Origin of the sequence: Leifsonia psychrotolerans, from assembly GCF_013410665.1 — a bacterium.
Taxonomy (GTDB): domain Bacteria; phylum Actinomycetota; class Actinomycetes; order Actinomycetales; family Microbacteriaceae; genus Cryobacterium; species Cryobacterium psychrotolerans_A.
In genome coordinates this window covers 2,423,754-2,445,116 of the sequence record NZ_JACCFM010000001.1, presented here as the reverse complement: position 1 = coordinate 2,445,116, position 21,363 = coordinate 2,423,754, and the positions used below count along the sequence as shown (strand labels likewise).

Here is a 21,363-nt window from a genome sequence, read left to right as displayed (position 1 = left end):
TCTAACAAGCATTTGCTTGATACGGAGCCTATTCCGCTCGTCACGAAAACGCTAGAGCGAATCGGGGGCCGGGCGGCTAGCTGTTCTTCCCGCACTGCTAGCGCTCGCTGAGCACGAAGCCGGTGAATCCGTTGTCGATCACTGCCTCCGCCCGGGCACAAAATTGGTCAAACCCACCGGCATAGGGCAGAAAGGCGCGCGCCTTGCCGGGCAGATTTGCCCCGGTATACCAGGAGTCCGACGAACCGAACAGGGTCGCGTGCGCAACATCTTGCGTGTGCTGCGTCCACGCTTCGGCCGCGTCTGCACGGGCCTCTGCTGACGAATAGCCGGCATTCGTGCAGTAGTCGATGAGCTCCAGGGCAAATCTGCCCTGCTGTTCCGACGTGAGGGCCATGTTCGCGAAAACGCTCGGAGTGCCCGGGCCATTGAGTACACAGAGGTTGGGGAAGCCGGGCAGTCCGACCCCCAGGAGGGTGATCGGACCGTCGGCCCACTCGTCCCGCAGAAGCCTGCCGTCGCGGCCGCGAATCTCAATCGACGTCAGGGCGCCCGTCATCGCATCGAATCCCGTTGCGTACACGATGATGTCGAACTCTCGCGCGCCCGCTGTGGTCGTGATTCCCGCGGGCGTCATCTCAGTGATCGGCTCGGTGCGCAAGGAAACGAGGTGCACGTGCGGAAGATTGTAGGTCTCGTAGTAGCCCGAGTCAGTACAGATGCGTTTCGTGCCGAGCGCATGCCCGACCGGGGTGAGCGCACTGCGTGTCGTGTCGTTGGCGATGCGCTCCGCGAGCTTGCGTTCGAAGAAATCCCGCGCCGCATCGTTGATCTCGCGCTCAATTGTCTGGCCGCGAAAAGCCTTCGCGAAGAGTACCCCGCCGCGCTGCCAGGCCTCGTTGAACACCGCCTCACGAGCTTCGTCGTCGAGGTCCGCAAATGGCTCGAGGTGCGATGACCAGGGTGATCCGGCAGGGCTCTTCCACGAGAGCTCCCGGCGCCGGGCGAGGCCGGTCTGCTGCGTTGCCCACTCGGCATCGTCGAGGTCGAAGTTGAAAGCGGGAACGCTGTAGTTCGCGGTGCGCTGATAGACCACGACTTCTGCTGCGTCCTCGGCGATCAGCGGGATCACCTGGATGCCCGAGGCCCCAGTGCCGATGACGGCCACCCGCTTCCCGGTGAAATCTACGGGCTCGCTCGGCCACGCCGACGTCTGCAGGATCTGACCGGCGAAGCTGTCGCGGCCGGTGATCTCTGGCACAATGGGCGTCGAGAGCGGGCCCGTCGCCATGACAAGCCAGGCTGCCGTGGCGCGCCGACCATCGTCGGTATCAACGTGCCAGCACTGCGCTGTCTCGTCCCAGCTCGCACCGGTCACGCGGGTGTTGAAGCTGTAGTGGGTCCGTGCCTCGAAGCGATCGGCGACGTGCTCGAGGTAGCGCAAGATCTCTGGCTGGGTCGCATAGCGCTCACTCCAGCGCCACTCGCGCTCCAACTCGGGGTCGAAAGAATAGGAATAGTCAATGCTCTCGACGTCGCAGCGAGCGCCCGGGTACCGATTCCAGAACCAGGTGCCGCCGACGCCGGGCGCGGCTTCGATGCCGTGTACGCGGAGGCCGCGGCGGGCGGCGTGGATGACAGTGTAGAGGCCGGCAAAGCCGGCGCCGACGACGATGACGTCATGGTCAAAGGCGTTTTCTTCAACAGCGCGCGTGCTCATGTGATGTCCTCCGAGTTGCGAATGAAAAGGTGGTGAAAGTCGGACCACAGGAGCTCGCGCGCGGCGCGCGCCGGGCCGAAGTCTCCGATGGTGAGAAAGCCGTGGAACTGGTCGGGGTGGTGACGAAGCAGCACGGGGACACCGCTCGCGCGCAACTTCTGCGCGTACGTGCGGCCTTCGTCGCTCAGCGGGTCGAGCCCAGCGGTCACGAGAATGGTCGGTGGAAGCCCGCGGTGATCGGCGGCGTGTGTTGGGTTGATCCGCCAGTCCGTCTGCGGCAGGGCGCTCGATTCGAGATAGTTTCGCCAGTAGAACCCGAGTGTGCGGGCGGTGACGAAGAACCCCTCCGCGCGCGTGGTGTGCGAGTCGCTCGACATCGTTGGATCGAGGAACGGGTAGAGCAGCACCTGGCCGGCGAGAGCCGTCTGGCCGCGATCGCGCAGCATCAGTGCCGCGACGGCTGCGACGTTCGCGCCCGAGCTATCGCCGGCGAGCACGACCCGGCGCCCGAGCCCTGTTGTCAGCAGCCATTCGACCGTGGCGACGACGTCTTCGGCGCCCGCGGGAGCGCCGTGCTCCGGGGCAAGGCGGGTCTCGACTGACACCACGACGGCGGCTGTGTGTTTCGCCCACGATCGGCAGAAGCTGTCATGGCTCGCGATGGAGCCGTGCAGAAAGCCGCCACCGTGCGAGAAGACGGTGACGAGTCCCGAGCGGTGCGCGGGCTGCCGAAGCTGCGTTGGACGGTAGACCCGCACGCGGATGCGCCCTGCAGGGCCCGGGATATCGAGGTCACGCGTCACCGCATCGGCGAAATTCTCGGCGGGCCGCACGCGCGCGTCGACGGCGGCACGGGCGGCGAGGGGCGACAACCTGGCCAGGTCGGGGAATCCCTCGTTGAGGCGGTCGAGCATTCGCTCAGTCTCGGTCATACCAACTCCTCCGCATTAGACGCCGTACCCACCGTCGACATCGATCTTCTGGCCCGAGATGAACTGGGCACGGTCCGAAGCGAGGAAGACGACGACTTGGGCGATGTCCTCGGCCGTACCGAAGCGGCGAAGGGGAATGTTCTCGCGGGCGACGTCGAGGGCGCGCTCGCTCATGTCGCCGTTGGCGATCAATCGCTCTGCCATACCGTCGGTGAGCATGCCCGGGCCGACGCAGTTCACCCGGATGCCGAACCGGCCTTCCTCGAGCGCGATGCCGCGTGAAAGCGCCTCGACGCCACCCTTGGGTGCGGCAGAAAGCCCGTCGCGGGCGGGGTAGCGCCGTGTTGCCGCGGTTGTGACGACGGTGATGGAACCGTGTGAGTCACGCAGGGCGGGCAATGCGGCGTGCACCACGGCGAAGTAGCCGACGAGGTCGTTACGGATCTGCTCCTCGAATTGAGCGGGAGTGACCGTCGAGAGGTAGCTGAGTGGCACGTGCGGACCGGCCGCATGGACGAGCGTGTGCACGGCGCCGTGACGGCTCAACAGATCGGCGACGATCTCGGAGGAGCGCGCGGCATTGGTCACATCAAGCTGGTGCGCTTCGACGTGGTCACCCAGTTCCGCAAGTAAGCTCTCCGGCCGTCGCGACCGGTACGTGAGGGCGACGCGCGAACCCGCCTGCACGAGAAGGCGCACGATCGCCGCGCCGATACCGCCGGAGCCGCCGGTCACGAGGGCAATTCCCGAGTGCGTGTCGAATTCATTTTCAGAGAGTGCGGAGCCAGGTGCCATGGCCGTCACGGTAACAGGCTCGCCCCGAAAATCCAAGCAAATGCATGGTTGGTTTTTGGTACCCGGATCGTTACCGATGCTCCGGGCTGACGCATTGTGAATTTGCGGAGTCGTGTGATTGACTAAGCAAGCGTTTGGTTGTCAATTGCTCGCGTCGGCCCCGGCGCTGCTCTCAACGGTGAGAAAGGTTCAATCGATGTCAAGGTTTAAATTCACAGTGGGGTTGGCCGCGATGGCGGCTGCAACGCTGACACTCGCGGCGTGTGCAGGCGGAGCAGGGAGCACGGCCGACTCCGGCGGCCCGGCCGATTCTCCGGTGAAGGTGGTCGTCTTCGGCGGTCTCGGCGCAGAGGGAATTCTGCAAAACAACGCGACAACCTCGGTCACCGCGGCGAAGGCCTCGGTTGCCGCCGTTAACGCACTGGGCGGCGTGCTCGGCCGCGACGTCGAGCTCACCGTGATCGACGACACCGCCGACCCGACGGTTGCCGTCACTCGTCTGCGCGAATTGCTTGCGAGCGACAGCCGCCCCGACGTCGTGATGAACTCGGGGCCTTCGACCGTCTCCGAAGCGATCATCCCCATCCTGTCGCAGGAGAAGATCCTCTCGTTCAACATCGGCCCCACGGCCACAACGGGTGACCCGAGCGTCAGCCCGTACAACTTCGATCTCTCGCCATCGGCCGCCGACTATGTCGGTTCGTTCGTCGACGAGATCAAGACCCAGAAATACAAGAAGGTCGCCGTGCTGCACGGTTCGAGTGCATACGGAGAGCTGTTCGGTGGCCTTGCCGCTTCGAAGAGCGAAGAGGCCGGACTGACCGTCACCGGTAATCAGGTCTACGACGTGGCCTCGCTCGATATGACGCCGCAGCTCGAGGCTCTCAAGGAGCAGAAGCCCGATGTTCTCGTGCTTGACGCCTACGGGGCCCCGCTCGGCTATGTGCTGCAGGGCATCGAGCGTCTCGGCTGGGATATCCCGATTCTTGGCAACACGTCTGTCTCGGCCACCGGTCTGATTGCAACCGAGGCTCCCGCTGGCGTGCTCGGCACGGATCAGGTGAAGAACCTCACCATGCAGGTGTTCAAGAGCACCAAATTCAACGCTGACGACGCCGCGGTGAATGACGCCGTGAAGCTCATGGTCAGCTCGGGTGAGATCAAGTCGTCGCTGATCCTGGCCTACAACTACGACGCGATGCTGCTCGTCCGTGCGGCCGCCGAGAAGGCGGGCTCACTCGACGCGGAGGCGCTCGCCACCGCGATGATCGACCCGGCGGTGCAGAAGAGCGCCAACACGGTCATGCTCGGCCTGTACTCCTTCACCGACAAGGCGCACTCACCGCACGTCGGACCGGAGCAGTACCTCTTTATCGCTCCCGGTCCGCTGGTCAACGGCCAGTACCAGTAGCACCATTTCCACGGGTGGCCTGGGAGAACACTCTCTCGGGCCACCGGCACATGCTCGGTGAGTGAAAGAAGGACTCGAACGCCATGACGATAATTTGGTCTGGCCTCGCGTTGGGTGCGGTGTACGCACTCGTCGCGATCGGCTACAACATCGTCTTCCTGTCCCAGAAGACGTTCAACTTTGCGCAGGCCGCGCTCATGATGCTCGGTGCGTTCCTCGCCTACCTGGGTATCGCGGTCTGGAACCTGCCCTGGTGGCTGGTTGCCATCGGCGCGGGCATCATCGTCGGTGCCATCGCCGCGCTCGAGGAACGGGTCGCGATCCGCCCGGTGAAAGACGCCCACAACCTCCTCGTCACCACCCTCGGCGCTTCCTTCATCATCGAGGGCGTCGCCCAGGTGATCTGGGGCGGCGAACCTCGTCGGGTACCGTTCTTCCTCGGCGATGGAGTGCTCGACATTGCGGGAGGCCGGATCTATCCGGTTGAGCTCGCCCTGATCCTGTTCGTCGTGCTGCTGGTCATCGGACTGCAGCAATACTCCAAGCGCAGTCTCGTCGGCATTGCGCTGCTCGGCATGAGTGAAGATCGCGAGGCCGCGCAGCTGCGCGGGGTGAATGTGCGCCGACTCGCCCTCATCGCGTTCGTGTTCACCGGCGTTCTGGCTGGCATGGTCGGCGTGCTCGTCGGCCCCAAGACGTTCGCAGTTGCCACGCTGGGTGCCTCTCTTGCAATCAAGGGCTTCGTTGTGCTTGCCATCGGCGGTTTCGGCTCGATCGGTGGCACTCTCGTCGGCGGGTTGATTGTCGGTCTCGCCGAGGCGTTGGCAAGCCGCTACATCGGTGCCGACTTCGCCAACATCAGCGTCTTCGTCATTCTCATTGTGATCTTGGTGGTCAAACCGACGGGGCTCTTTGTCCGTCGCAAGGAACGGGTGGTGTGACAGATGGCTTCACTGTGGCTTAAACTCCGGGCGCTTCCCGGATGGATCTGGCCGCTCGCCTGCGGTGGGCTCCTGCTGTTGCTGCCCACGCTGGGATTGAGTTACGGGCTGACTCGTCAGGTTGAACTGACCGTGCTGCTCGCGCTCGTCGTCTCGGGCCTGAACCTTGCGCTCGGCTACGCGGGCGAGCTCGCCATGGGCCAGGTCGCCATGTACGCGGCCGGTGCCTACACGGCCGGTCTGTTGGGCAAATCCGGTATCACCGAGATCGGACTGCAGCTTGTCGCCGGCACGCTCGCGGCCCTCGTGGTCGGCCTCATCTCGGGAATTCCCGGACTGAGGCTCGGCGGCTGGTCGCTCGCAATGACCTCGTTCTTTCTCATCCTGCTGGTTCCCGACGTGCTTTCAATTTTCAAGGGGGCGACCGGCGGCCGCAACGGCCTTGCCGGGATTAAGGGCGGAACTCTCTTCGGAGAGCCGGTCAGCGGAGAGCTGTTCTACCTCGTGCTGATTGTCGTCGGTATCCTCTGGTTCGCCGTGATGCGCAACCTCGTTGTGTCCCAGCACGGCACCGCGCTGCGCGTGGTCAAACAGAGTCCCGTTCTGGCCGCATCGGTGGGCATCTCCGTGTTCAGGACGAAGCTCATGGCCTACATGATGGGGGCGATCCCCGCCGGTCTCGCCGGCGTGATGTTCGCCAACATGGACCTGTTCATTTCGCCAGAAGCGTTTGCGTTCTCGTTCGCGATGACCGCATTGGCCGCGTCAATCTTTGGCGGTTCGGCGAGTGTCTTCGGCGCGTTGATCGGCGCGACGGTCTTGCAGTTCGGCATGAACCAGGCGACGAACTTCCAGGAGTACGGCCTGATTATCACGGGCGCGTTCCTGCTCTTCGGCGGTGTGGCCTTTACCGGAGGCATCTCGGGTCTGGCGATTAATGTCATGCGCCGAATTGACGCTGCGGCGCGAGCGCGACACGGCACGACCGAGGTCGCCTCGGTTGCCGCCACGATCACCCCACTTGCCGGAGCGAGCCTCACGGTATCCGCTCTGTCGAAGGCATTCGGTGGCAACCAAGCGCTGAGCGAGGTCAGCTTGACCGCTGCCCCCGGTGCGGTGACGGCGTTGATCGGTCCGAATGGCTCGGGCAAGACGACGCTGCTCAACATGATCTCGGGCTTCTATCAAGCGGATTCAGGAACGGTCGAGCTCGGCGGCGAGCAGATTCAGGGATCCAGTTCCTACTCGGTCGCCCGCTCGGGCGTCTCGCGCACCTTCCAGACCCCGAACGTGCCCGCGAAGCTCTCGGTGATCGACGTCGTCGAGTCGGGCTATTACGCCACGAATCGCGCCTCACTGCTTGCCTCGATTCTGCGCCTGCCGAGTTTCTGGCGGACGAAGCGCACGTCTCAGCATGAGGCGCAACGCGTGCTCGCACTGGTCGGGCTCACCGCGCAGCAGCATGAGCTCGCTGACTCGTTGCCACTCGGGAACCGTCGACTGCTCGAGGTGGCCCGCTGCCTCGTGAGTTCGCCCCGCGTGCTGCTGCTTGACGAGGTAGCCTCGGGTCTCGATGAGGACGAGATCGAGGTGCTCGCGACCTTGATCCAACGACTGAGCGCCGCCGGTCAGACCGTCGTGCTCGTCGAGCACAACTTCCAGCTGGTATTGCGTCTGGCCGATGACATTTATGTTCTCGCGCAGGGCAAAGTCATGGCGCACGGCAGCTCGGCAGAGATTGAACACGACCCCCGGGTTCGCGAGGAATACCTCGGGATCCGAGCCGAGGAGTTCGCGACCGGAGGAAGTGATGAGTAACGAGGTACTGCTCGAGGTATCGGGCATGCAGACCGGCTATGGCGATCTGAAGGTCGTCCGCGACGCGTCATTGGTTGTGCGGCGTGGCGAGATCACCGTCTTGCTCGGTCGCAATGGCGCGGGGAAGACCACAACTCTGCGCGGGATCACGGGCCTCAACAAGGTCACCGGGGGAGTGCTGAACTACCTCGGCGAGGACATCACCGGTGTTCCTGCGCCGAAGCGTGTGGCTCGGGGCATTTCCTATGTGCAGGAAGGAAAGCGGATTTTCCACGAGCTCACCATCGAGCAGAATCTCTTGCTCGGCGGCTACTCGACGGGAGTGCGCAAGCGGGCGTTGTCGAAGTTCGTGCAGGAGATCTATGAGCTCTTCCCCATCCTGGGTGAGAAGCGGCACCTCATCGCCGGAAGCATGTCGGGTGGCCAGCAGCAGATGCTCGCCATCGGCCAGGCGTTGATGGCGAAGCCGCAGCTGCTCATTCTCGATGAGCCGAGCCAGGGGCTCGCTCCGGTGATCGTGAAAGAGGTCATGGAGCGCGTGCATGCACTCAAGGACACCGGTATCGGGATCCTGCTGATCGAGCAGATGGTGCAGGACTCGGTCGCGATCGCGGACGAAGTCACCGTTCTCGAGATGGGTCAAACGGTGCTGTCGCGTCCGGCGGCCGAGGTCACCATCGAAGACCTGCAGCAGGCATACTTCGGTTCGGTCTAGCCGCCGAATCAACGAAGCGGGGCGGCACCTCAGTGGAGGTGCCGCCCCGCTCGTGTCTCTGTGGCTGGCGGTTACACCGCGTTCGGTCGGTTCGTCCAGCCGCGTCCCTCGGACTTCAGATACCATCCGGATGCGGCCAGGGTGCCGCCGTCAACGGGGATCGTGTGGCCCGTCACGTAGCGGGCGTCGTCGGAAGCGAGGAAAGCCACGACGCCCGAGTGATCCTCGGGGGTGCCAAAGCGTCCGAGGGGTACCCAGGTGCGCACGGCATCCGGATCGCGGCCTTCGAGCATCGCTTCGGCTGAGGTCTGAGCGGTGTCGGTCAGGTCGGGCGCGATCGCGTTTACGCGGATGCCGCTCGGCGCGAGCTCGACGGCCAGACTCTTGGTGAAGGCCGAGACGCCCGCCTTATACGCCGAGTAGACGGCGTTGCCGGGGATGCCGCGGAACGCCTCGACGGTTGAGACGTTGACGATCGAGCCTGAACCCTGTGCAATCATGCGGGGGACTACGAGGTGACTCACCGTCAAGACATGCCAGAGGTTGATGCGGTGCAGTGCCTCCCATTGCTCGGGGGTGCTCTTGTGGAAGACGGCCTTTGCGGGGCGAAAGTCACCCACGTTGTTGACCAGGATGTCGATCGTGCCCGTGATGATGTCGAGGGCGGCGCCGAGCGCGGCGACCCCCGCATCGCTGGTGACGTCGGCGACGACGACGGTGCACTGGCCGCCGGCCCTCTCGATGTCGGTTCGGGTCGCCAGCGCCTCGGCCTCGTCGTTGTCGACGAGGAGCACGTGGAAGCCATCGGCGGCGAGGCGGCGGCTCACGCCACCGCCGATACCGGCGGCTCCGCCCGTCACAATGGCGGTGGCCTGGGGAACATCATTGTTCGTCATGGAACAAACCTAGCATTTGTTTGGTATTCTCAGAAGAAGCCGTATTCAATGGAGATAGGGGGTCGCATGTCCGTGTCAATTGACCTGTCAGGCAAGGTAGTCATGGTGACCGGCGGTGGTCGAGGCGTGGGTCGGGGAATTGTTTCTCGATTCCTCGAGGCCGGCGCGACGATCGAGATCTGCGGGCGCACTGAGCCCGAGGATCTGCCCGAGGGGGTCACCTTCCGCGCGCTTGACGTGCGTGATCCGGAACGAATTGAGGAGTGGGTCGCCGACGTGCTCGCGCGCCACTCGCGCATCGACATCGTCGTGAACAATGCCGGCGGATCCCCGTTCGGCCGCTACGAGGCTGGCTCACCGCGCTATCTGCGCGCCGTCACCGACCTGAACTTCCTGTCGGCGGCATTCCTGTGCCGCGCCGCGTACCCGGCCCTGCGCGAGTCGCGCGGATCCATCGTGAACATCACCTCGATCAGCGCGCGCCGGCCGAGCCCGGGAACCGCGATCTATGGTGCCGCGAAGGCAGCGCTCGAGAGCCTCACGACCAGCCTCGCCACTGAGTGGGCACCGCATGTGCGTGTGAACGCCGTGAGCTGCGGCCTCGTCGCGACCGAGGCTGCGCGGTCGCACTATGGCGACGCCGAGCAATATGCCCGCGTCGCGGCGACCATTCCCCGTGGCCAGCTCGCCGAACCGACCGAAATCGGGGATGCCTGCCTCATGCTCGTCTCGCCGCTCGCGGCCCACATCACCGGGGCCATCCTGCCGGTCGATGGCGGCGGCGAGTGGCCCGCATTTCTCGCACACACACCCAACGCTGACGCGATCCTTCGCGCCACCACTATAGAAGGAGTCACCCCATGACCGAAGCCGTCATCGTTTCCGTTGCTCGCTCGCCGATCGGGCGCGCCTACAAAGGATCGCTCGCAAGCATGCGCGCCGACGACCTCGCCGCGCAGATGGTGCGGGCCGCGCTCGACCAGGTGCCCGCTCTGGACGCCGCCACCATCGACGACCTCATGATGGGCTGTGCCCAGCCTGCCGGTGAGCAGGGGTACAACATCGCCCGCATCGTCGCCCTGCAACTCGGCCTCGACACGGTGCCGGGCACGACCGTGCAGCGGTACTGCTCGTCGTCGCTGCAGACCACTCGAATGGCTTTCCACGCCATCAAGAGTGGCGAGGGCGAGGCATTCATCTCGGCCGGCGTCGAGACGGTGTCGCGCTTTGGCTCCGGCAAGTCCGACGGCATGCCCGACACGAAGAACCCGAGCTACGCCGCAGCGATGCAGCGCACTCTGGACCGTGCGGCCGCAGCCGGATCGACCTGGAGCGATCCGCGCGAGGCGGGCGAGCTGCCCGACATCTACATCGCCATGGGCGAGACCGCCGAGAATGTGGCCCAGGTGCGCGGTGTCTCGCGTGCCGCACAGGACGAATGGGCTGTCATTAGCCAGAACCGGGCCGAGGCAGCCGCGGCCCGTGGCTTCTGGGTGCAAGACATCACCCCGGTGACCCTGGCTGATGGCACGCGCGTAGCGACCGACGACGGCCCGCGCGCGGGCGTGACGCTTGAAAAGGTGTCGTCGTTGCAGCCGGTGTTCCGGGAGGGCGGGACGGTCACGGCCGCCAACTGCTGCCCGGTGAACGACGGCGCCGCAGCCCTGGTGATCATGAGCGACCGCAAAGCGAAGGACCTCGGTCTCACCCCGCTCGCGCGCATTGTCTCGACCGGCGTCTCGGCGCTCAGCCCCGAAATCATGGGCCTCGGCCCGGTGCAGGCGGTCCAGCGAGCGCTTGCGAATGCGAAGATGTCGATCGGCGACATCGACATCATGGAGTTGAACGAGGCGTTCGCGGCCCAGGTGCTGCCGTCGATCGACGATATCGGGATGAGCGCCGACCGTGTGAACGTAAACGGCGGCGCAATCGCGCTGGGCCACCCGTTCGGTATGACCGGTGCACGGATGACCGCAACCGCCATTCACGCTCTGCAGGAGCGCGACGAGCAGTTCGCGCTCGAGACCATGTGCGTGGCCGGTGGTCAGGGCATGGCGATGGTGCTCGAACGCTTGAGCTAGGACGGATGCACAGAAGGGGCTGGCCTCGCGGCCAGCCCCTTCTGTGCGTTCGGCGGCGTTTAGCCGGCGGCAGCCTCGCGCAGCTCGGCCTTCTGGATTTTGCCGGTCGCGTTGCGCGGAAAATCGTCGACGAAGATGAAGTCGCGCGGCACCTTGAAGTTCGCGAGCCTCTCACGGCAGAACGCCTCGAGATCGGCCGAATTCGGCCGTGGATCCGCATCGTGCAGCAGCGCCACGTAGGCACGACCCACGTGTCCGAGACGGGCATCCGTCACCTCGACGACGGCCGACTCGTTGACGGCGGGATGCCGCCGCAGCACGTTCTCGATCTCGGCCGGGTAGACGTTGAAGCCGCCGACGATGAACATGTCCTTGATGCGATCGGTGATCTTCAGGCAGCCATGCTCGTCCAAGCGGCCGACGTCACCCGTATGGAACCAGCCGTCGGAATCGATCACGGCATCCGTTGCCGCCTGATCCTCGAAATAGCCGAGCATGACGTTTGAACCGCGAATGAGGATCTCACCGTCGGTATCGACGGGCAGGTCGGCCCCATGCTCGTCGACGATGCGCAACTCGGTATTCTCGACAGCCGGCCCGGTGGTCTGCGCGGCGTGCGCCAGGCTCTCGCCCGGGCGGGACAGCGTCGCGACGACGCATTCGGTCAGCCCATAGGCCTGGGCGACGGTCCTGAATCCGAGCACGTTCACCATGTCGTGGAACAGCGAGTCGGGGGCAGCGGTCGCGCCGGCGATCGCGAATCGCAGTGAGGAGAGATCGTAATCACCCCGTCGAGGGTGGTCGATCAACGAGGTGAAGATGGTGGGGACCCCGGGCAGCACCGAGATGCGCGCCTGCGCGATGAGGGCGAGCAACGCCTCCGGCTCGAACACGTCGACCGGGTAGATGGTCGCTCCGGCGACAAGCGACGTGATCATTCCGGCCTTGTAGCCGAAGCCGTGAAAGAACGGGTTCACGACCGCATAGCGATCGTCGCTGCTGAGCTGGGCGCCCTTCACCCAGGCATGCGCGACGCCCAGGGTCTGCCGGTGCGCACTCATGACGCCCTTGGGGCGGCCGGTCGTGCCGGAGGTGTACAGGATGTCTACGACGTCGTCGGGGTGTACGGCGTCGAGCGCGGCCTGCAGGGTCTCGTCCTGCACCGTCGCGCCGGCGGAGAGAAACTCGGACCAGGTGAGGCAACCGGGCGCCTCGACCTCGTCCATGTTCACGATCACGCGCAGGTTCGAGAGGTCGGGGGTTTCGGCATCGTCGGCGTCGAGTGCAGTCGTGAGCATGCCCGAAAAGGAGCGACCCAGAAACCCGTCGGCGAGCACGAGAGCGCTGGCGCGCGAACGATCAAGAATCTCAGCCGCTTCCCGTCCCGTGTAGCGGGTGTTCAGCGGCACGACGGAGGCGCCGATCGCTTGGGCGCCGAGCATGGCCAGGATGAATTCGGTGCGATTAGGGGCCCAGAGTGCAACGCGATCGCCGTGAATCACCCCGTGAGCGAGGAATGCTCGAGAAACCTCGTGGACCAGGCTTCGCAGTTCGGCGTAGCTAATGGTGCGTTCGCCCTCTACGATTGCCGAGTGGTGCCCCAAAGCTGCTTGATCGTTCAGCAGCGCCGGGATGGTCAGGGCGGATGAGATGTCGGACATCAGTGTCCTTTCAAATTAGGTCGTGAAGTGGGCGTTGAGTCTGCGTTACTCTGATCGAGTTATCGAATACTAAGCAAACGCTTGACCGAGAGGGGAATGGCCATCATGCCAGCGAAAGCGAAAATTGATCGCACGGATCAGAGTTCTGACCGGCGTAACCAGATTCTGGCGATCGCTGCCCGGTTGTTCGCGAGCCACGGCTACGCGGCGACCACTGTACGTGACATCGCAGACGAGGCGGGCATCCTCTCGGGGAGTCTGTACCACCACTTTTCCTCCAAGGAGGCGATCTTTCAGGAGATCCTGCGCAGCTTCATGACCGGGCTGCTGGAGCAGATCGAAGAAATCGCTGCCGAAGGCCGCGGCCCTCGCGAGACCCTCGACGGACTCATCCGCACCGCATTCCGCGTGATGGAGGAGCAGAGCGACGCGGTCGGTCTCTACCAGAACGAGTCCACGATTTTGCAGAGCCAGGTCGGCTTCGAGTTCCTCTCCGAGGGATCGGCGCGGATCGAGCATTTCTGGCGGGAACAGATCGAGGCCGGACAGGCGCAGGGCGTGTTTCGCGATTCCTTCGACTCGGCGATCGTATACCGCTTCGTGCGAGACGCGGTCTGGTCCACGGTGCGCTGGTACCGACCCAACGGACGGTACACGGCCGAGACGCTCACCCAGAACTTCCTCGATCTGTTCCATAGTGGTGTGCTTGCCGAAGAATCCTAGTTCGGCACCTCGCGGCTGCGAACGCCGCGAGGGTCGACGACGTCGCGGATGAGTCGGAGCTCCTCCGCGCTGGGGATGCGCGTGGTCGGTGCTGCCGACACATCGATGGTGAAGCCGGTCTCTGCAGCCACCTCGGCGGGGTCAACGCCGGGGTGAATTGAGCGGACGGCGACTCGGCCATCCTCGTCGAAACCAAACACCGCGAGGTTTGTGATGATCGCGCCCAGGTGATGGAATCGGAGCGACGTGCCCACCGCGCGAGCGCGGTCCGTGCCCACGCCCGAGACCATGTCGACCTTTTCGACAAAGATGCGCGCACTGTGCCGGGCCACCCAGTAGTCGACCCGGTGGTTCGCCGTGTTGCCGGGAACGCCGCGTACGCCGATGAGTTGACGCTTCGGCTTGTCCCAGTCGCCGATGAGCGAGATGTTCTGGTTGCCGAAGGCGTCGATCTGGCTTGCACCCATCATGCTCTGGCGACGACCGGTGGCGAGAATGTCGAAGATGCGCCGGAACGGAGCCCAGCCCTCGATCGTGCCGCCGGCTGCGGCCGACTTGCCGAGTGGGGCGGGCTCGCTCATGAGGAACGCCTCGCCATCGGTCAGCACGATGTCGGGGGCGGTGGTGAGCTTGGCGAGTCGAGCGCCCAGGGTCGGGATGATGCCGACCGCATGGGCCAATAACTCGCCGGACTCGAGGTAGGTGTCGGCGCAGGCCGCAATGCATACCTCGGCGATGGTGGCCTGTTCGGTACTCATGACTTGTCCTGTTCTGCGTGAAAGCGGGCCACGGCGGCGTGGTAGCCGGCCTCATCGGTGTTGAGGAAGTCGGCCGTGAATTTCGCCCAGGCCTCAGGCTCCTTCGCAGCGGCGACGTAGTGGCGTTGGAAGGCCTCGTCGCGCGGGTAGTCGGGTTCGCAGCTGGTGAAGTGGGCGCCGTTGGGTGCCTCCACAACCTGGTCGACATACATCCGGTTGACGAGCAGCGTGTGGAAGCTGCCCTCGCTGAGCAGATCCTCGGTGGGCACGACCTTTTCGGCCGACAGGATCGAGCGCTTCGCAGCCATCGTCAACAGATCGTCGAAGTAGGGGTCCGGCCCGAGGAACTGCCCGTTGCCGCCCGAGTCCGCACGATTCACGTGCACGAGCGCGACATCGAGCGAGAGCGCGGGTACAGCGACATAGACGTCGTCGGAGTAGGGCGAGGCGATCGTCTTGATGCGCGGGCTCGCCGGCAGCACGTCGGAGCCGAGGCCGGCTCGGACGGGCAAGAAGTCGAGGCGCGCTCCGGCGGCACGAAGCCCGGCCACGAACATTCCCTCGTCGTGCTCTTCGATTTCAAGCTCCCCACCGCGCTCGCGCGCCGCGGTGAAGAGGGGGTCGAGAGGGATGCTGTCGAGCGTGACGAAACCGTAGATGAGTTTCTTGATTTTGCCGGCCTGGGCGAGCAATCCGACATCGGGGCCGCCGAAGGCCACGACCGTGAGATCAGTGACGTCACTGCGCAGCAGCGCCCGGATCAGCGCCATTGGCTTTCTGCGCGATCCCCACCCGCCGATCCCAATCGTCATACCGCTCTCGATCGAGGCCACGGCCTCGTCGAGGCTCGTCAATTTATCGGGCATCTTTGCTCCTTCGACGTTCTCACTTCGTTGCGTACTGGCGTGTTTACGTGTTCCCGCCAACAATAAACCTAGCGCTTGTTTGGTCTTTGCGCTAGCGTCGGAGAAGCCAAGCGGGTCAAGGGAGACAGGATGCACACCGTTCGAGCGGATGCGCGCACGATGCACGCCGCATCCACCCTGCGCGCCCGCAAGCGGCTGATCTCAGCGAGCCGGACTCAGCCGGCGGTGGCGGGGTGAGGCTCCTCGAGCAGCTCAACGCGCAGTTCGTCGGGTCCAAGCACGTACACGTAGCGGTACCCCTCGAGCGGCCCGGCGGTTCCCACCAGGGGTTCCCACAGCGGTGCGTAGCCCAGCGCGGCGAGGCGCGAGAGGGCGTCGTCCATGCTGGGCACCACGATGGCGGGGTGCGTCGAGCCGGCTCGGTTGTTGTCGGGCAGCAGCGGCTCGCCGCCGGCATTCCGATAGTCCGCAAGTTCGAGCACCGTCTCGCCGTCGGCGAAGCCCACAAAGGTGATCCAGATTTCGGCGCCCACCTGTCCCGTCACGGCTTCGACAACCGGTCCGCGCCGGACCAGCGGCCCGACGACGTCGCCATCCGCCAGAGCGCGGTAGAACTCGACCGCCTTCGCGGTATCACTCACGGTGATGCCCATGTGGTGCAGTCGCGTCATTGTCAAACTCCCCTTTTCGTTTACCTCCCAGCACGTTAGCCGAAAGGATCTCCCTGTTGAATTCACCTCATACTCACGAACCGGTCATCTCGCTCGAAGGCAAGGTCGCCCTCATCACCGGCGCTTCCGGGGGGCAGGGCCGCGCCCATGCTCGCCTGATGAACGCGCTTGGCGCACGGCTCGTGCTCACCGATCTTGACGCGGCAGGGGCAGAATCGCTCGCCGCAGAATATGGCGACCGGGCGATCGGTCTCGGCCACGACGTCTCATCCGCGGAGGCGTGGGCGGATGTCGCTGACGCAGCACGGGTGGCCTTCGGCCGTGTCGACGTTCTCGTGAATAATGCCGGCATCTGCGTGCCCAAGCCGTTCGTTGAGACGAGCGAGGCGCTGATCATGACTACCCTCAGCGTGAACCTTGTCGGTCCCATGCTGGGCGTGCAAGCGATCCTGCCGCTCATGCAAGACAACGGGGGATCGATCGTGAACATCGCCTCCACGGCCGCGCTCAAAGGGTACACAAACCTCTCCGCGTACTCGGCCTCGAAGTGGGGGCTGCGCGGTGTGACGCGCACGCTCGCACACGAACTCGGCGAGTTCGGCATTCGAGTGAACGTCGTCTGCCCCGGTTCCATCGATACGCCGATGGCGAGCGAAGAGACGAGGCAGGGCCGGGGCGCCGTCGCCCGCATTCCGATCAGCCGCATTGGCCGTCCCGAGGAGGTCGCAAACCTGGTTGCCTTTCTCGCGAGCGATGCCAGCAGCTATTGCACGGGCCAGGAATTCACGGTCGACGGTGGACAGGTGGCTTAGCGATGCCCTGTTACGAAATTGACGGTGTCGTTCCGGTCGTCGACCCGACAGCGTTTGTTCACGAAAGCGCGATCCTCATCGGGGATGTGATCGTCGAGGCCGGCTGCTACATCGGCCCGAATGCGAGCTTGCGCGGCGACTTCGGTCGGATTCTCGTGGGGGCCGGCAGCAATGTGCAAGACAACAGCGTGATTCACGCCTTCCCCGGAGCCGACGCGGTTCTCTCGCCGGGTAGTCACATCGGTCACGGCGTGACGCTGCACGGTTGCACGATTGGCTCCTACGCGCTGATTGGCATCGGCAGCATTGTGTTGGATGGGGCCGAGATCGGGCACGACGCGCTGATTGGCGCAGGGTCACTGGTCACTGCGGGGAGCCGGATCCCGGCCGGGGTGCTCGCACACGGCCGCCCGGCCACTGTCGTGCGGGAGCTCGACGAAGACACCCTCTCGTGGAAGCGGGACGGCGTGCGGATTTATCAGGAGCTGGCTCAGCGCAGCCTGGGCACTCTGCGCCGGGTCGAGCCGTTGGCGCAGCCGGAGTCTGATCGGCCGCGGGTGAGCACGGGACCCGACGTGTCGCGACCGCTGCACGAGAGTCGCGCCGACGGGCCGCCCGGCCGCTAGGGGTGATGCTCAACCCGTTTCGGGCGTCGGTGGGCGAGTCCTGGTTGGTGTCGCGTGATGTGCTGGCTCACCAGTACGAATTCCAGCGCGACCCGAATTCAGTACACCTGGAATGCCGATGCCTGAGCGCGCTGAGTGGCCGCGGCTTGAGCGTTCAGTCCCGTGCACCACTGTGGATATACGCGGAATCCGCGCTTGCCCGCCCGACTGCCTGCCATGACGCCAAGTTCCACGAGATGTGCAGCGGTGAATCGGAACACACCGCGGCCGCCCTCCTGCTCCACGAACACGAGCAGGCCCACGGTGGAGTCGTCATCTCCGAACGGCGTCGTCTTCCCGTCGACATTACGCCGCCAGAAAGCAAGGAACGCGCCAGGCTTGCACGGAGTGGTCCTGGCCGTCCGAATATGCCATGCCTCATCGCCGATCTGCGCGACTCCCGCCTCGTAGTCGCTGTTCTGCAATTCAGGAGTCACCACAACGGCTACCCCTACCTCGGACGCATAGCCCTCGAACGCCCTGAACCGCACACGGCCACGCTATCGCGGACCGAGCCAGACCGATGACAGAATGGCCACCGCTCTACCGTGAGCAATACGCACTAGGCGGAGGTGCGGTCGAGCCCGAGCGACTGCGCCACACGGGCGCGCTGCTCGCCGGGGGAGCCGAACAACTGCGCCGTGGCGTGCGCACGCTTGAAGACCAAGTGGGCATCATGTTCCCAGGTGATGGCGATGCCGCCGTGCAACTGGATGGTCTCACTCGCGATCGCAGTGAGTGAGTCGCTGCACCAGGTCTTCGCGAGCGAGGCGAGTTGGCCGAGTTCGGCGGAATCGTTCGCTGCCGCCCAGGCCGCGGCCCGCGAGGTCGTACGGGCGGTTTCAAGTCGCACGTGCAGATCGGCCATGCGGTGCTTGAGCGCCTGATACGAGCCGATCAGGCGGCCGAACTGGGCGCGCTGCAGTGAGTAGGCGACCGTCATGTCCAAGCCGCGTGCGGCAGCCCCCACCTGGATGGCGGTGAGCGCCGTGAGCGCGAGATCGCGCAGGCGATCGAGAAAGGGGGTATCCGCTTCACAGGCGAGCAGCGTCGCCGCGCTGGCATCGAATCGATACGTCGCGAACGACAATGCAGGGTCGAGCGCCGGGGTGGACTCTTTCGTCAGCGCCCCCGTGTCGGTCAACTCAAACAGCGCCGGGCCGCGCGGGGTGGCGGCGATGACGAGCACGAGGTCCGCAGCGATGCCGTCGATCACGAGCGGAGTCTCGCCGCTCAACCGCCACACGCCGTCCGTCTCCTGCGCGCTGACGCCGACGTCAGCGGGGGACCAGCGGCCGGTGGGGTCGGCCCAGGCGAGTGCCGCGATGCGGGATCCGTCGGCGACGGAGGGAAGGAGGCGTGCGCACGCCTCGGCGTTTCCCGAGGCCAACACCGCTTGCGCTGCGAGGGCGACCGAGCCGAAATAGGGCGACGGGGTGAGAGCGTAGCCGAGTTCTTCGAGCACAATGTGTGTCTCGAACGTCGAATAGCCGGCGCCACCGTACTCCTCGGGGATCGCCAGTGATGCCGCTCCGATCTGGTCGCAGAGCACCGACCAGAGCTCGGCGTCGAAGGGCGCGTCGTGCGCGATTGTGGCCCGCACCGACGCGCTGTCAGATTTGCTTGAGAGCAGCTCGCGGATGAACTCCGCCAACTCCCGCTGCTCGTCGCTGAGCTCAAACTGCATGGTGACTTCCTTCGACTCGGTGGTACTCAGCTGGCCAGGATCTCGCGGGCGATACGCGCACGATGCGCGGCTGGGGTGCCCCAGACCGCGCTGAGCGCGGGGACCTGCGTGAGCCAGAGGCTGAGGTCGTGCTCGGCCGTGTAGCCGATCGCGCCGTGTACCTGCAGCGAGACGCGCGCCGCGAGCGCGGCAGCGTCGGCGGTGGTCACTTTCGCGGCCGATATGTCGCGGGAACGGGTGGGGGCGTCGGTGTCGACGGCGAGTGCGGCCTGCCAGAGCAGGGGCCGCGCGAAGGCGAGTGCAACGGCAACATCCGCGAGCTGGTGCTTCAGCCCCTGGTACTCGCCGATCGGGCGGCCGAACTGCTCGCGGATCTTCGCGTAGTCGACGGCCTCGCGCAGGAGCCGGTCGCCGGCACCGAGCAACTGAGCCGAGCCGGCGAGGGTGGCCTCGTCGAGTGCAGCATCGACAATGGCGGCGTCGCAGCTGCGGCCGTCGCCCTCGGGGGCAAGCCGGAAGAGGTGGCGCTGAGGCGACATCGAGTCGAGAGCGTCGAGTGGTCGCGCCGCTCGGATCTGTGTCGCGTCGACGACGAAGCGCAGGGCGGCCACGTCGGCGTCGAGCGCGTACGGCGCAATACCGGGCACCGCCGCCGTCGCGACGGCGCCGCCCATGATTGCGGTGCGTTCTTCGGCAGTAACCAGCTTTGGGAGCAGGGCGATGGTTTCAACGTAGGGTCCCGGCACCGAGTGGTAGCCGAGGCGCTCGAATACGGCGATGAGGTCGCCGGCGGAGCCGCCCATGCCGCCTTCGTCCTCGCTGATGCGCAGGCCGCCGAGCCCAAGCTCGGTGAATTGTGCCCAGAGGGCGAGACCGGGGGCGGAGTCGCCCGCGCCCCAGGCACGGGCCAGAGAGGTGCCGCCCATTCCGAGGGCGATGTCATCGATCGCCTCGGCGAACGCGAGCTGCTCGTCAGTCTGCATGAAACGCATTAGTTCTTCCTCCGCTCGCCGCGGGGCAAGCCCAAGATTCTTTCGGCGATGATATTCCGCTGGATTTCGTTGGTGCCGGCGTAAATGGGGCCGGCGAGGGCGAAGAGGTAGTCGTCGACCCAGTGGCCGCCGTCGATTCCTGCGCCGCTGCGTACCTCCGCCTCGGGCCCGCGCAGGCGCAGGCCAGTCTCGTGAAGCTCACGATCAAGCTCCGACCAGAAGATCTTGTTCAGGCTGCCTTCGGCGCCGACGTCGGTGCCCTCGAGCACGCGACTGACGGTATTCCACGTGAAGAGACGGTACGCCTCGGCGCCGATCCAGGCATCGACAACCGCATCGCGGGCATGAGGATCCTGGGCTCCGGTGCTGGTCCACTGCTCGCGCAGTCGATCGGCTGCAGCGAGGAAGCGCCCGGGGGAGCGCAGCGACAGGCCACGCTCGTTTCCCGCGGTGCTCATCGCAACATTCCAGCCGGCGCCGGGGGCGCCGAGTACATCGGAGTCGGGCACGAAGACGTCGTCGAAGAAGATCTCCGCGAAACCGGTTCCGCCATCAAGCTGCTCGATCGGCCGAACAGTGATGCCGTCCTGTACCAGCGGGAAGGTGTAATAGGTGAGCCCGCTATGCCGGCTGGCCTCTGGATCCGAGCGGAAGAGACCGAAGCCCATCTCCGCCCAGACCGCGCGCGAGCTCCAGATCTTCTGTCCGTTCAGGATCCAGCCCCCGCGTGCCTCGTCGCGGGTCGCCGTGCTGCGGATCGCGGCCAGGTCGGATCCTGCCCCGGGTTCTGACCACGCCTGCGCCCAGATCGTGCTGCCATCGGCAAGACCGGGCAGCCAACGCTGTTGCTGCTCGGCGGTTCCGTGGCCGAAGATGATCGGAGCGAGCAGCGAGATGCCGTTCTGTGCCACACGGGTCGGTGCGCCGGCGCGGTAGTACTCCTCTTCGAAGAGCACCCACTCGATGATGCCGGCATCGCGGCCGCCGTACTGCTCGGGCCACGAGATGACCGACCAGCGGTCGGAGGCCAGGGTTCGCTCCCACTCGCGGTGTGCCGCGAAGCCGTCTGCGGTGTCCATGGACGGCAGCGGTTCGGCCGGAACGTTGGCGGTGAGCCAAAGGCGTGCCTCATCGGCAAAGGCCTGCTGATCTGGGGTGAGATCGAGGTTCATGTTCTCTCTTTCCTCGTCGTCGGGAAGTGGGTTGGTGCGTTGAGGCG

General features: G+C 65.3%; 21 protein-coding genes and 1 pseudogene. 10 read left to right on the top strand and 12 right to left on the bottom strand.

Annotated features, from left to right (window positions below; translation table 11 throughout):
• Positions 1 to 97: 97 nt before the first annotated feature.
• The 3 genes from HNR05_RS11200 to HNR05_RS11190 are packed head-to-tail and all read right to left on the bottom strand — an operon-like array spanning position 98 to position 3,447.
• On the bottom strand, positions 98 to 1,720 hold the full coding sequence (locus HNR05_RS11200) for a flavin-containing monooxygenase (protein WP_179579086.1): 1,623 nt from the start codon (positions 1,718 to 1,720) through the stop codon (positions 98 to 100).
• Positions 1,717 to 2,652, bottom strand: a complete 936-nt coding sequence (locus HNR05_RS11195) for an alpha/beta hydrolase (RefSeq protein ID WP_179579085.1) — start codon at positions 2,650 to 2,652, stop codon at positions 1,717 to 1,719. The genes HNR05_RS11200 and HNR05_RS11195 overlap by 4 nt, the downstream gene beginning before the upstream one ends.
• Before the next feature lie 15 nt (positions 2,653 to 2,667).
• Complete coding sequence (locus HNR05_RS11190) at positions 2,668 to 3,447, bottom strand: SDR family NAD(P)-dependent oxidoreductase (protein WP_179579084.1); 780 nt, start codon at positions 3,445 to 3,447, stop codon at positions 2,668 to 2,670.
• Between the two features lie 196 nt (positions 3,448 to 3,643).
• On the opposite strand from HNR05_RS11190, the gene HNR05_RS11185 reads away from it, so the two are divergent.
• The 5 genes and pseudogenes from HNR05_RS11185 to HNR05_RS11170 all read left to right on the top strand — a co-directional run bounded on the left by HNR05_RS11185 (position 3,644) and on the right by HNR05_RS11170 (position 8,332).
• Positions 3,644 to 4,858: an ABC transporter substrate-binding protein gene (locus HNR05_RS11185; RefSeq protein WP_179579083.1), complete on the top strand. Its 1,215-nt coding sequence runs from the start codon at positions 3,644 to 3,646 to the stop codon at positions 4,856 to 4,858.
• 83 nt (positions 4,859 to 4,941) lie between these two features.
• The gene (locus HNR05_RS11180; protein ID WP_179579082.1) at positions 4,942 to 5,799 is read left to right on the top strand and encodes a branched-chain amino acid ABC transporter permease; all 858 of its coding nucleotides are present in this window, start codon (positions 4,942 to 4,944) and stop codon (positions 5,797 to 5,799) included.
• A 3-nt stretch (positions 5,800 to 5,802) separates the two neighbouring features.
• A pseudogene (locus tag HNR05_RS18070) lies at positions 5,803 to 6,681 on the top strand (branched-chain amino acid ABC transporter permease); the annotation flags it as partial.
• Between the two features lie 60 nt (positions 6,682 to 6,741).
• On the top strand, positions 6,742 to 7,617 hold the full coding sequence (locus tag HNR05_RS18065) for an ABC transporter ATP-binding protein (RefSeq protein WP_425485104.1): 876 nt from the start codon (positions 6,742 to 6,744) through the stop codon (positions 7,615 to 7,617).
• Entirely contained in the window at positions 7,610 to 8,332 is a 723-nt protein-coding gene (locus tag HNR05_RS11170) for an ABC transporter ATP-binding protein (RefSeq protein WP_179579080.1), read from the top strand. The genes HNR05_RS18065 and HNR05_RS11170 overlap by 8 nt, the downstream gene beginning before the upstream one ends.
• A gap of 71 nt (positions 8,333 to 8,403) precedes the next feature.
• On the opposite strand, the gene HNR05_RS11165 is transcribed toward HNR05_RS11170, so the two are convergent.
• On the bottom strand, positions 8,404 to 9,228 hold the full coding sequence (locus HNR05_RS11165; protein ID WP_179579079.1) for an SDR family NAD(P)-dependent oxidoreductase: 825 nt from the start codon (positions 9,226 to 9,228) through the stop codon (positions 8,404 to 8,406).
• A 66-nt stretch (positions 9,229 to 9,294) separates the two neighbouring features.
• On the opposite strand from HNR05_RS11165, the gene HNR05_RS11160 reads away from it, so the two are divergent.
• Both HNR05_RS11160 and HNR05_RS11155 read left to right on the top strand, forming a co-directional pair.
• The gene (locus HNR05_RS11160) at positions 9,295 to 10,092 is read left to right on the top strand and encodes an SDR family oxidoreductase (RefSeq protein WP_179579078.1); all 798 of its coding nucleotides are present in this window, start codon (positions 9,295 to 9,297) and stop codon (positions 10,090 to 10,092) included.
• The gene (locus HNR05_RS11155) at positions 10,089 to 11,309 is read left to right on the top strand and encodes an acetyl-CoA C-acetyltransferase (RefSeq protein ID WP_179579077.1); all 1,221 of its coding nucleotides are present in this window, start codon (positions 10,089 to 10,091) and stop codon (positions 11,307 to 11,309) included. The genes HNR05_RS11160 and HNR05_RS11155 overlap by 4 nt, the downstream gene beginning before the upstream one ends.
• 59 nt (positions 11,310 to 11,368) lie before the next feature.
• On the opposite strand, the gene HNR05_RS11150 is transcribed toward HNR05_RS11155, so the two are convergent.
• Positions 11,369 to 12,970 (bottom strand): AMP-binding protein, encoded by a 1,602-nt coding sequence (locus HNR05_RS11150; protein ID WP_179579076.1) that lies wholly within the window; start codon positions 12,968 to 12,970, stop codon positions 11,369 to 11,371.
• Positions 12,971 to 13,066: 96 nt separating this feature from the next.
• On the opposite strand from HNR05_RS11150, the gene HNR05_RS11145 reads away from it, so the two are divergent.
• Positions 13,067 to 13,693 (top strand): TetR/AcrR family transcriptional regulator, encoded by a 627-nt coding sequence (locus tag HNR05_RS11145; protein WP_179579075.1) that lies wholly within the window; start codon positions 13,067 to 13,069, stop codon positions 13,691 to 13,693.
• Here HNR05_RS11145 and HNR05_RS11140 read toward each other — a convergent pair.
• The 3 genes from HNR05_RS11140 to HNR05_RS11130 all read right to left on the bottom strand — a co-directional run bounded on the left by HNR05_RS11140 (position 13,690) and on the right by HNR05_RS11130 (position 15,988).
• On the bottom strand, positions 13,690 to 14,451 hold the full coding sequence (locus tag HNR05_RS11140) for a CoA-transferase subunit beta (protein WP_179579074.1): 762 nt from the start codon (positions 14,449 to 14,451) through the stop codon (positions 13,690 to 13,692). The two genes, HNR05_RS11145 and HNR05_RS11140, sit on opposite strands and share 4 nt — an antisense overlap.
• Entirely contained in the window at positions 14,448 to 15,317 is an 870-nt protein-coding gene (locus HNR05_RS11135; protein WP_179579073.1) for a CoA transferase subunit A, read from the bottom strand. Before HNR05_RS11135 ends, HNR05_RS11140 begins: the two co-directional genes overlap by 4 nt.
• Positions 15,318 to 15,532: 215 nt before the next feature.
• Complete coding sequence (locus HNR05_RS11130; RefSeq protein ID WP_179579072.1) at positions 15,533 to 15,988, bottom strand: VOC family protein; 456 nt, start codon at positions 15,986 to 15,988, stop codon at positions 15,533 to 15,535.
• A gap of 56 nt (positions 15,989 to 16,044) precedes the next feature.
• On the opposite strand from HNR05_RS11130, the gene HNR05_RS11125 reads away from it, so the two are divergent.
• Complete coding sequence (locus HNR05_RS11125; RefSeq protein ID WP_218868874.1) at positions 16,045 to 16,800, top strand: SDR family NAD(P)-dependent oxidoreductase; 756 nt, start codon at positions 16,045 to 16,047, stop codon at positions 16,798 to 16,800.
• Positions 16,801 to 16,802: 2 nt separating this feature from the next.
• Positions 16,803 to 17,426, top strand: coding sequence for a gamma carbonic anhydrase family protein (locus HNR05_RS11120; protein WP_179579071.1), 624 nt, complete (start codon positions 16,803 to 16,805; stop codon positions 17,424 to 17,426).
• 98 nt (positions 17,427 to 17,524) lie between these two features.
• Here the strand turns inward: HNR05_RS11120 and HNR05_RS11115 are convergent, their stop codons facing one another.
• The 4 genes from HNR05_RS11115 to HNR05_RS11100 form a co-directional block, all read right to left on the bottom strand.
• A complete protein-coding gene (locus HNR05_RS11115) occupies positions 17,525 to 17,902 on the bottom strand; it encodes a MepB family protein (protein ID WP_343062559.1) in 378 nt (125 codons plus the stop codon).
• 125 nt (positions 17,903 to 18,027) lie between these two features.
• A complete protein-coding gene (locus HNR05_RS11110) occupies positions 18,028 to 19,152 on the bottom strand; it encodes an acyl-CoA dehydrogenase family protein (RefSeq protein ID WP_179579069.1) in 1,125 nt (374 codons plus the stop codon).
• Positions 19,153 to 19,178: 26 nt separating this feature from the next.
• Entirely contained in the window at positions 19,179 to 20,144 is a 966-nt protein-coding gene (locus HNR05_RS11105) for an acyl-CoA dehydrogenase family protein (RefSeq protein ID WP_179579068.1), read from the bottom strand.
• Positions 20,144 to 21,316 (bottom strand): acyl-CoA dehydrogenase family protein, encoded by a 1,173-nt coding sequence (locus HNR05_RS11100; protein ID WP_179579067.1) that lies wholly within the window; start codon positions 21,314 to 21,316, stop codon positions 20,144 to 20,146. Before HNR05_RS11100 ends, HNR05_RS11105 begins: the two co-directional genes overlap by 1 nt.
• Positions 21,317 to 21,363: the final 47 nt, after the last annotated feature.

Bases quoted from the DNA above. Each gene is read 5' to 3' on its own strand.
- HNR05_RS11200 (WP_179579086.1), bottom strand. From the start codon at position 1,720: ATGAGCACGCGCGCTGTTGAAGAAAACGCCTTTGACCATGACGTCATC.
- HNR05_RS11195 (WP_179579085.1), bottom strand. From the start codon at position 2,652: ATGACCGAGACTGAGCGAATGCTCGACCGCCTCAACGAGGGATTCCCC.
- HNR05_RS11190 (WP_179579084.1), bottom strand. From the start codon at position 3,447: ATGGCACCTGGCTCCGCACTCTCTGAAAATGAATTCGACACGCACTCG.
- HNR05_RS11185 (WP_179579083.1), top strand. From the start codon at position 3,644: ATGTCAAGGTTTAAATTCACAGTGGGGTTGGCCGCGATGGCGGCTGCA.
- HNR05_RS11180 (WP_179579082.1), top strand. From the start codon at position 4,942: ATGACGATAATTTGGTCTGGCCTCGCGTTGGGTGCGGTGTACGCACTC.
- HNR05_RS18065 (WP_425485104.1), top strand. From the start codon at position 6,742: ATGCGCCGAATTGACGCTGCGGCGCGAGCGCGACACGGCACGACCGAG.
- HNR05_RS11170 (WP_179579080.1), top strand. From the start codon at position 7,610: ATGAGTAACGAGGTACTGCTCGAGGTATCGGGCATGCAGACCGGCTAT.
- HNR05_RS11165 (WP_179579079.1), bottom strand. From the start codon at position 9,228: ATGACGAACAATGATGTTCCCCAGGCCACCGCCATTGTGACGGGCGGA.
- HNR05_RS11160 (WP_179579078.1), top strand. From the start codon at position 9,295: ATGTCCGTGTCAATTGACCTGTCAGGCAAGGTAGTCATGGTGACCGGC.
- HNR05_RS11155 (WP_179579077.1), top strand. From the start codon at position 10,089: ATGACCGAAGCCGTCATCGTTTCCGTTGCTCGCTCGCCGATCGGGCGC.
- HNR05_RS11150 (WP_179579076.1), bottom strand. From the start codon at position 12,970: ATGTCCGACATCTCATCCGCCCTGACCATCCCGGCGCTGCTGAACGAT.
- HNR05_RS11145 (WP_179579075.1), top strand. From the start codon at position 13,067: ATGGCCATCATGCCAGCGAAAGCGAAAATTGATCGCACGGATCAGAGT.
- HNR05_RS11140 (WP_179579074.1), bottom strand. From the start codon at position 14,451: ATGAGTACCGAACAGGCCACCATCGCCGAGGTATGCATTGCGGCCTGC.
- HNR05_RS11135 (WP_179579073.1), bottom strand. From the start codon at position 15,317: ATGCCCGATAAATTGACGAGCCTCGACGAGGCCGTGGCCTCGATCGAG.
- HNR05_RS11130 (WP_179579072.1), bottom strand. From the start codon at position 15,988: ATGACGCGACTGCACCACATGGGCATCACCGTGAGTGATACCGCGAAG.
- HNR05_RS11120 (WP_179579071.1), top strand. From the start codon at position 16,803: ATGCCCTGTTACGAAATTGACGGTGTCGTTCCGGTCGTCGACCCGACA.
- HNR05_RS11110 (WP_179579069.1), bottom strand. From the start codon at position 19,152: ATGCAGTTTGAGCTCAGCGACGAGCAGCGGGAGTTGGCGGAGTTCATC.
- HNR05_RS11105 (WP_179579068.1), bottom strand. From the start codon at position 20,144: ATGCGTTTCATGCAGACTGACGAGCAGCTCGCGTTCGCCGAGGCGATC.
- HNR05_RS11100 (WP_179579067.1), bottom strand. From the start codon at position 21,316: ATGAACCTCGATCTCACCCCAGATCAGCAGGCCTTTGCCGATGAGGCA.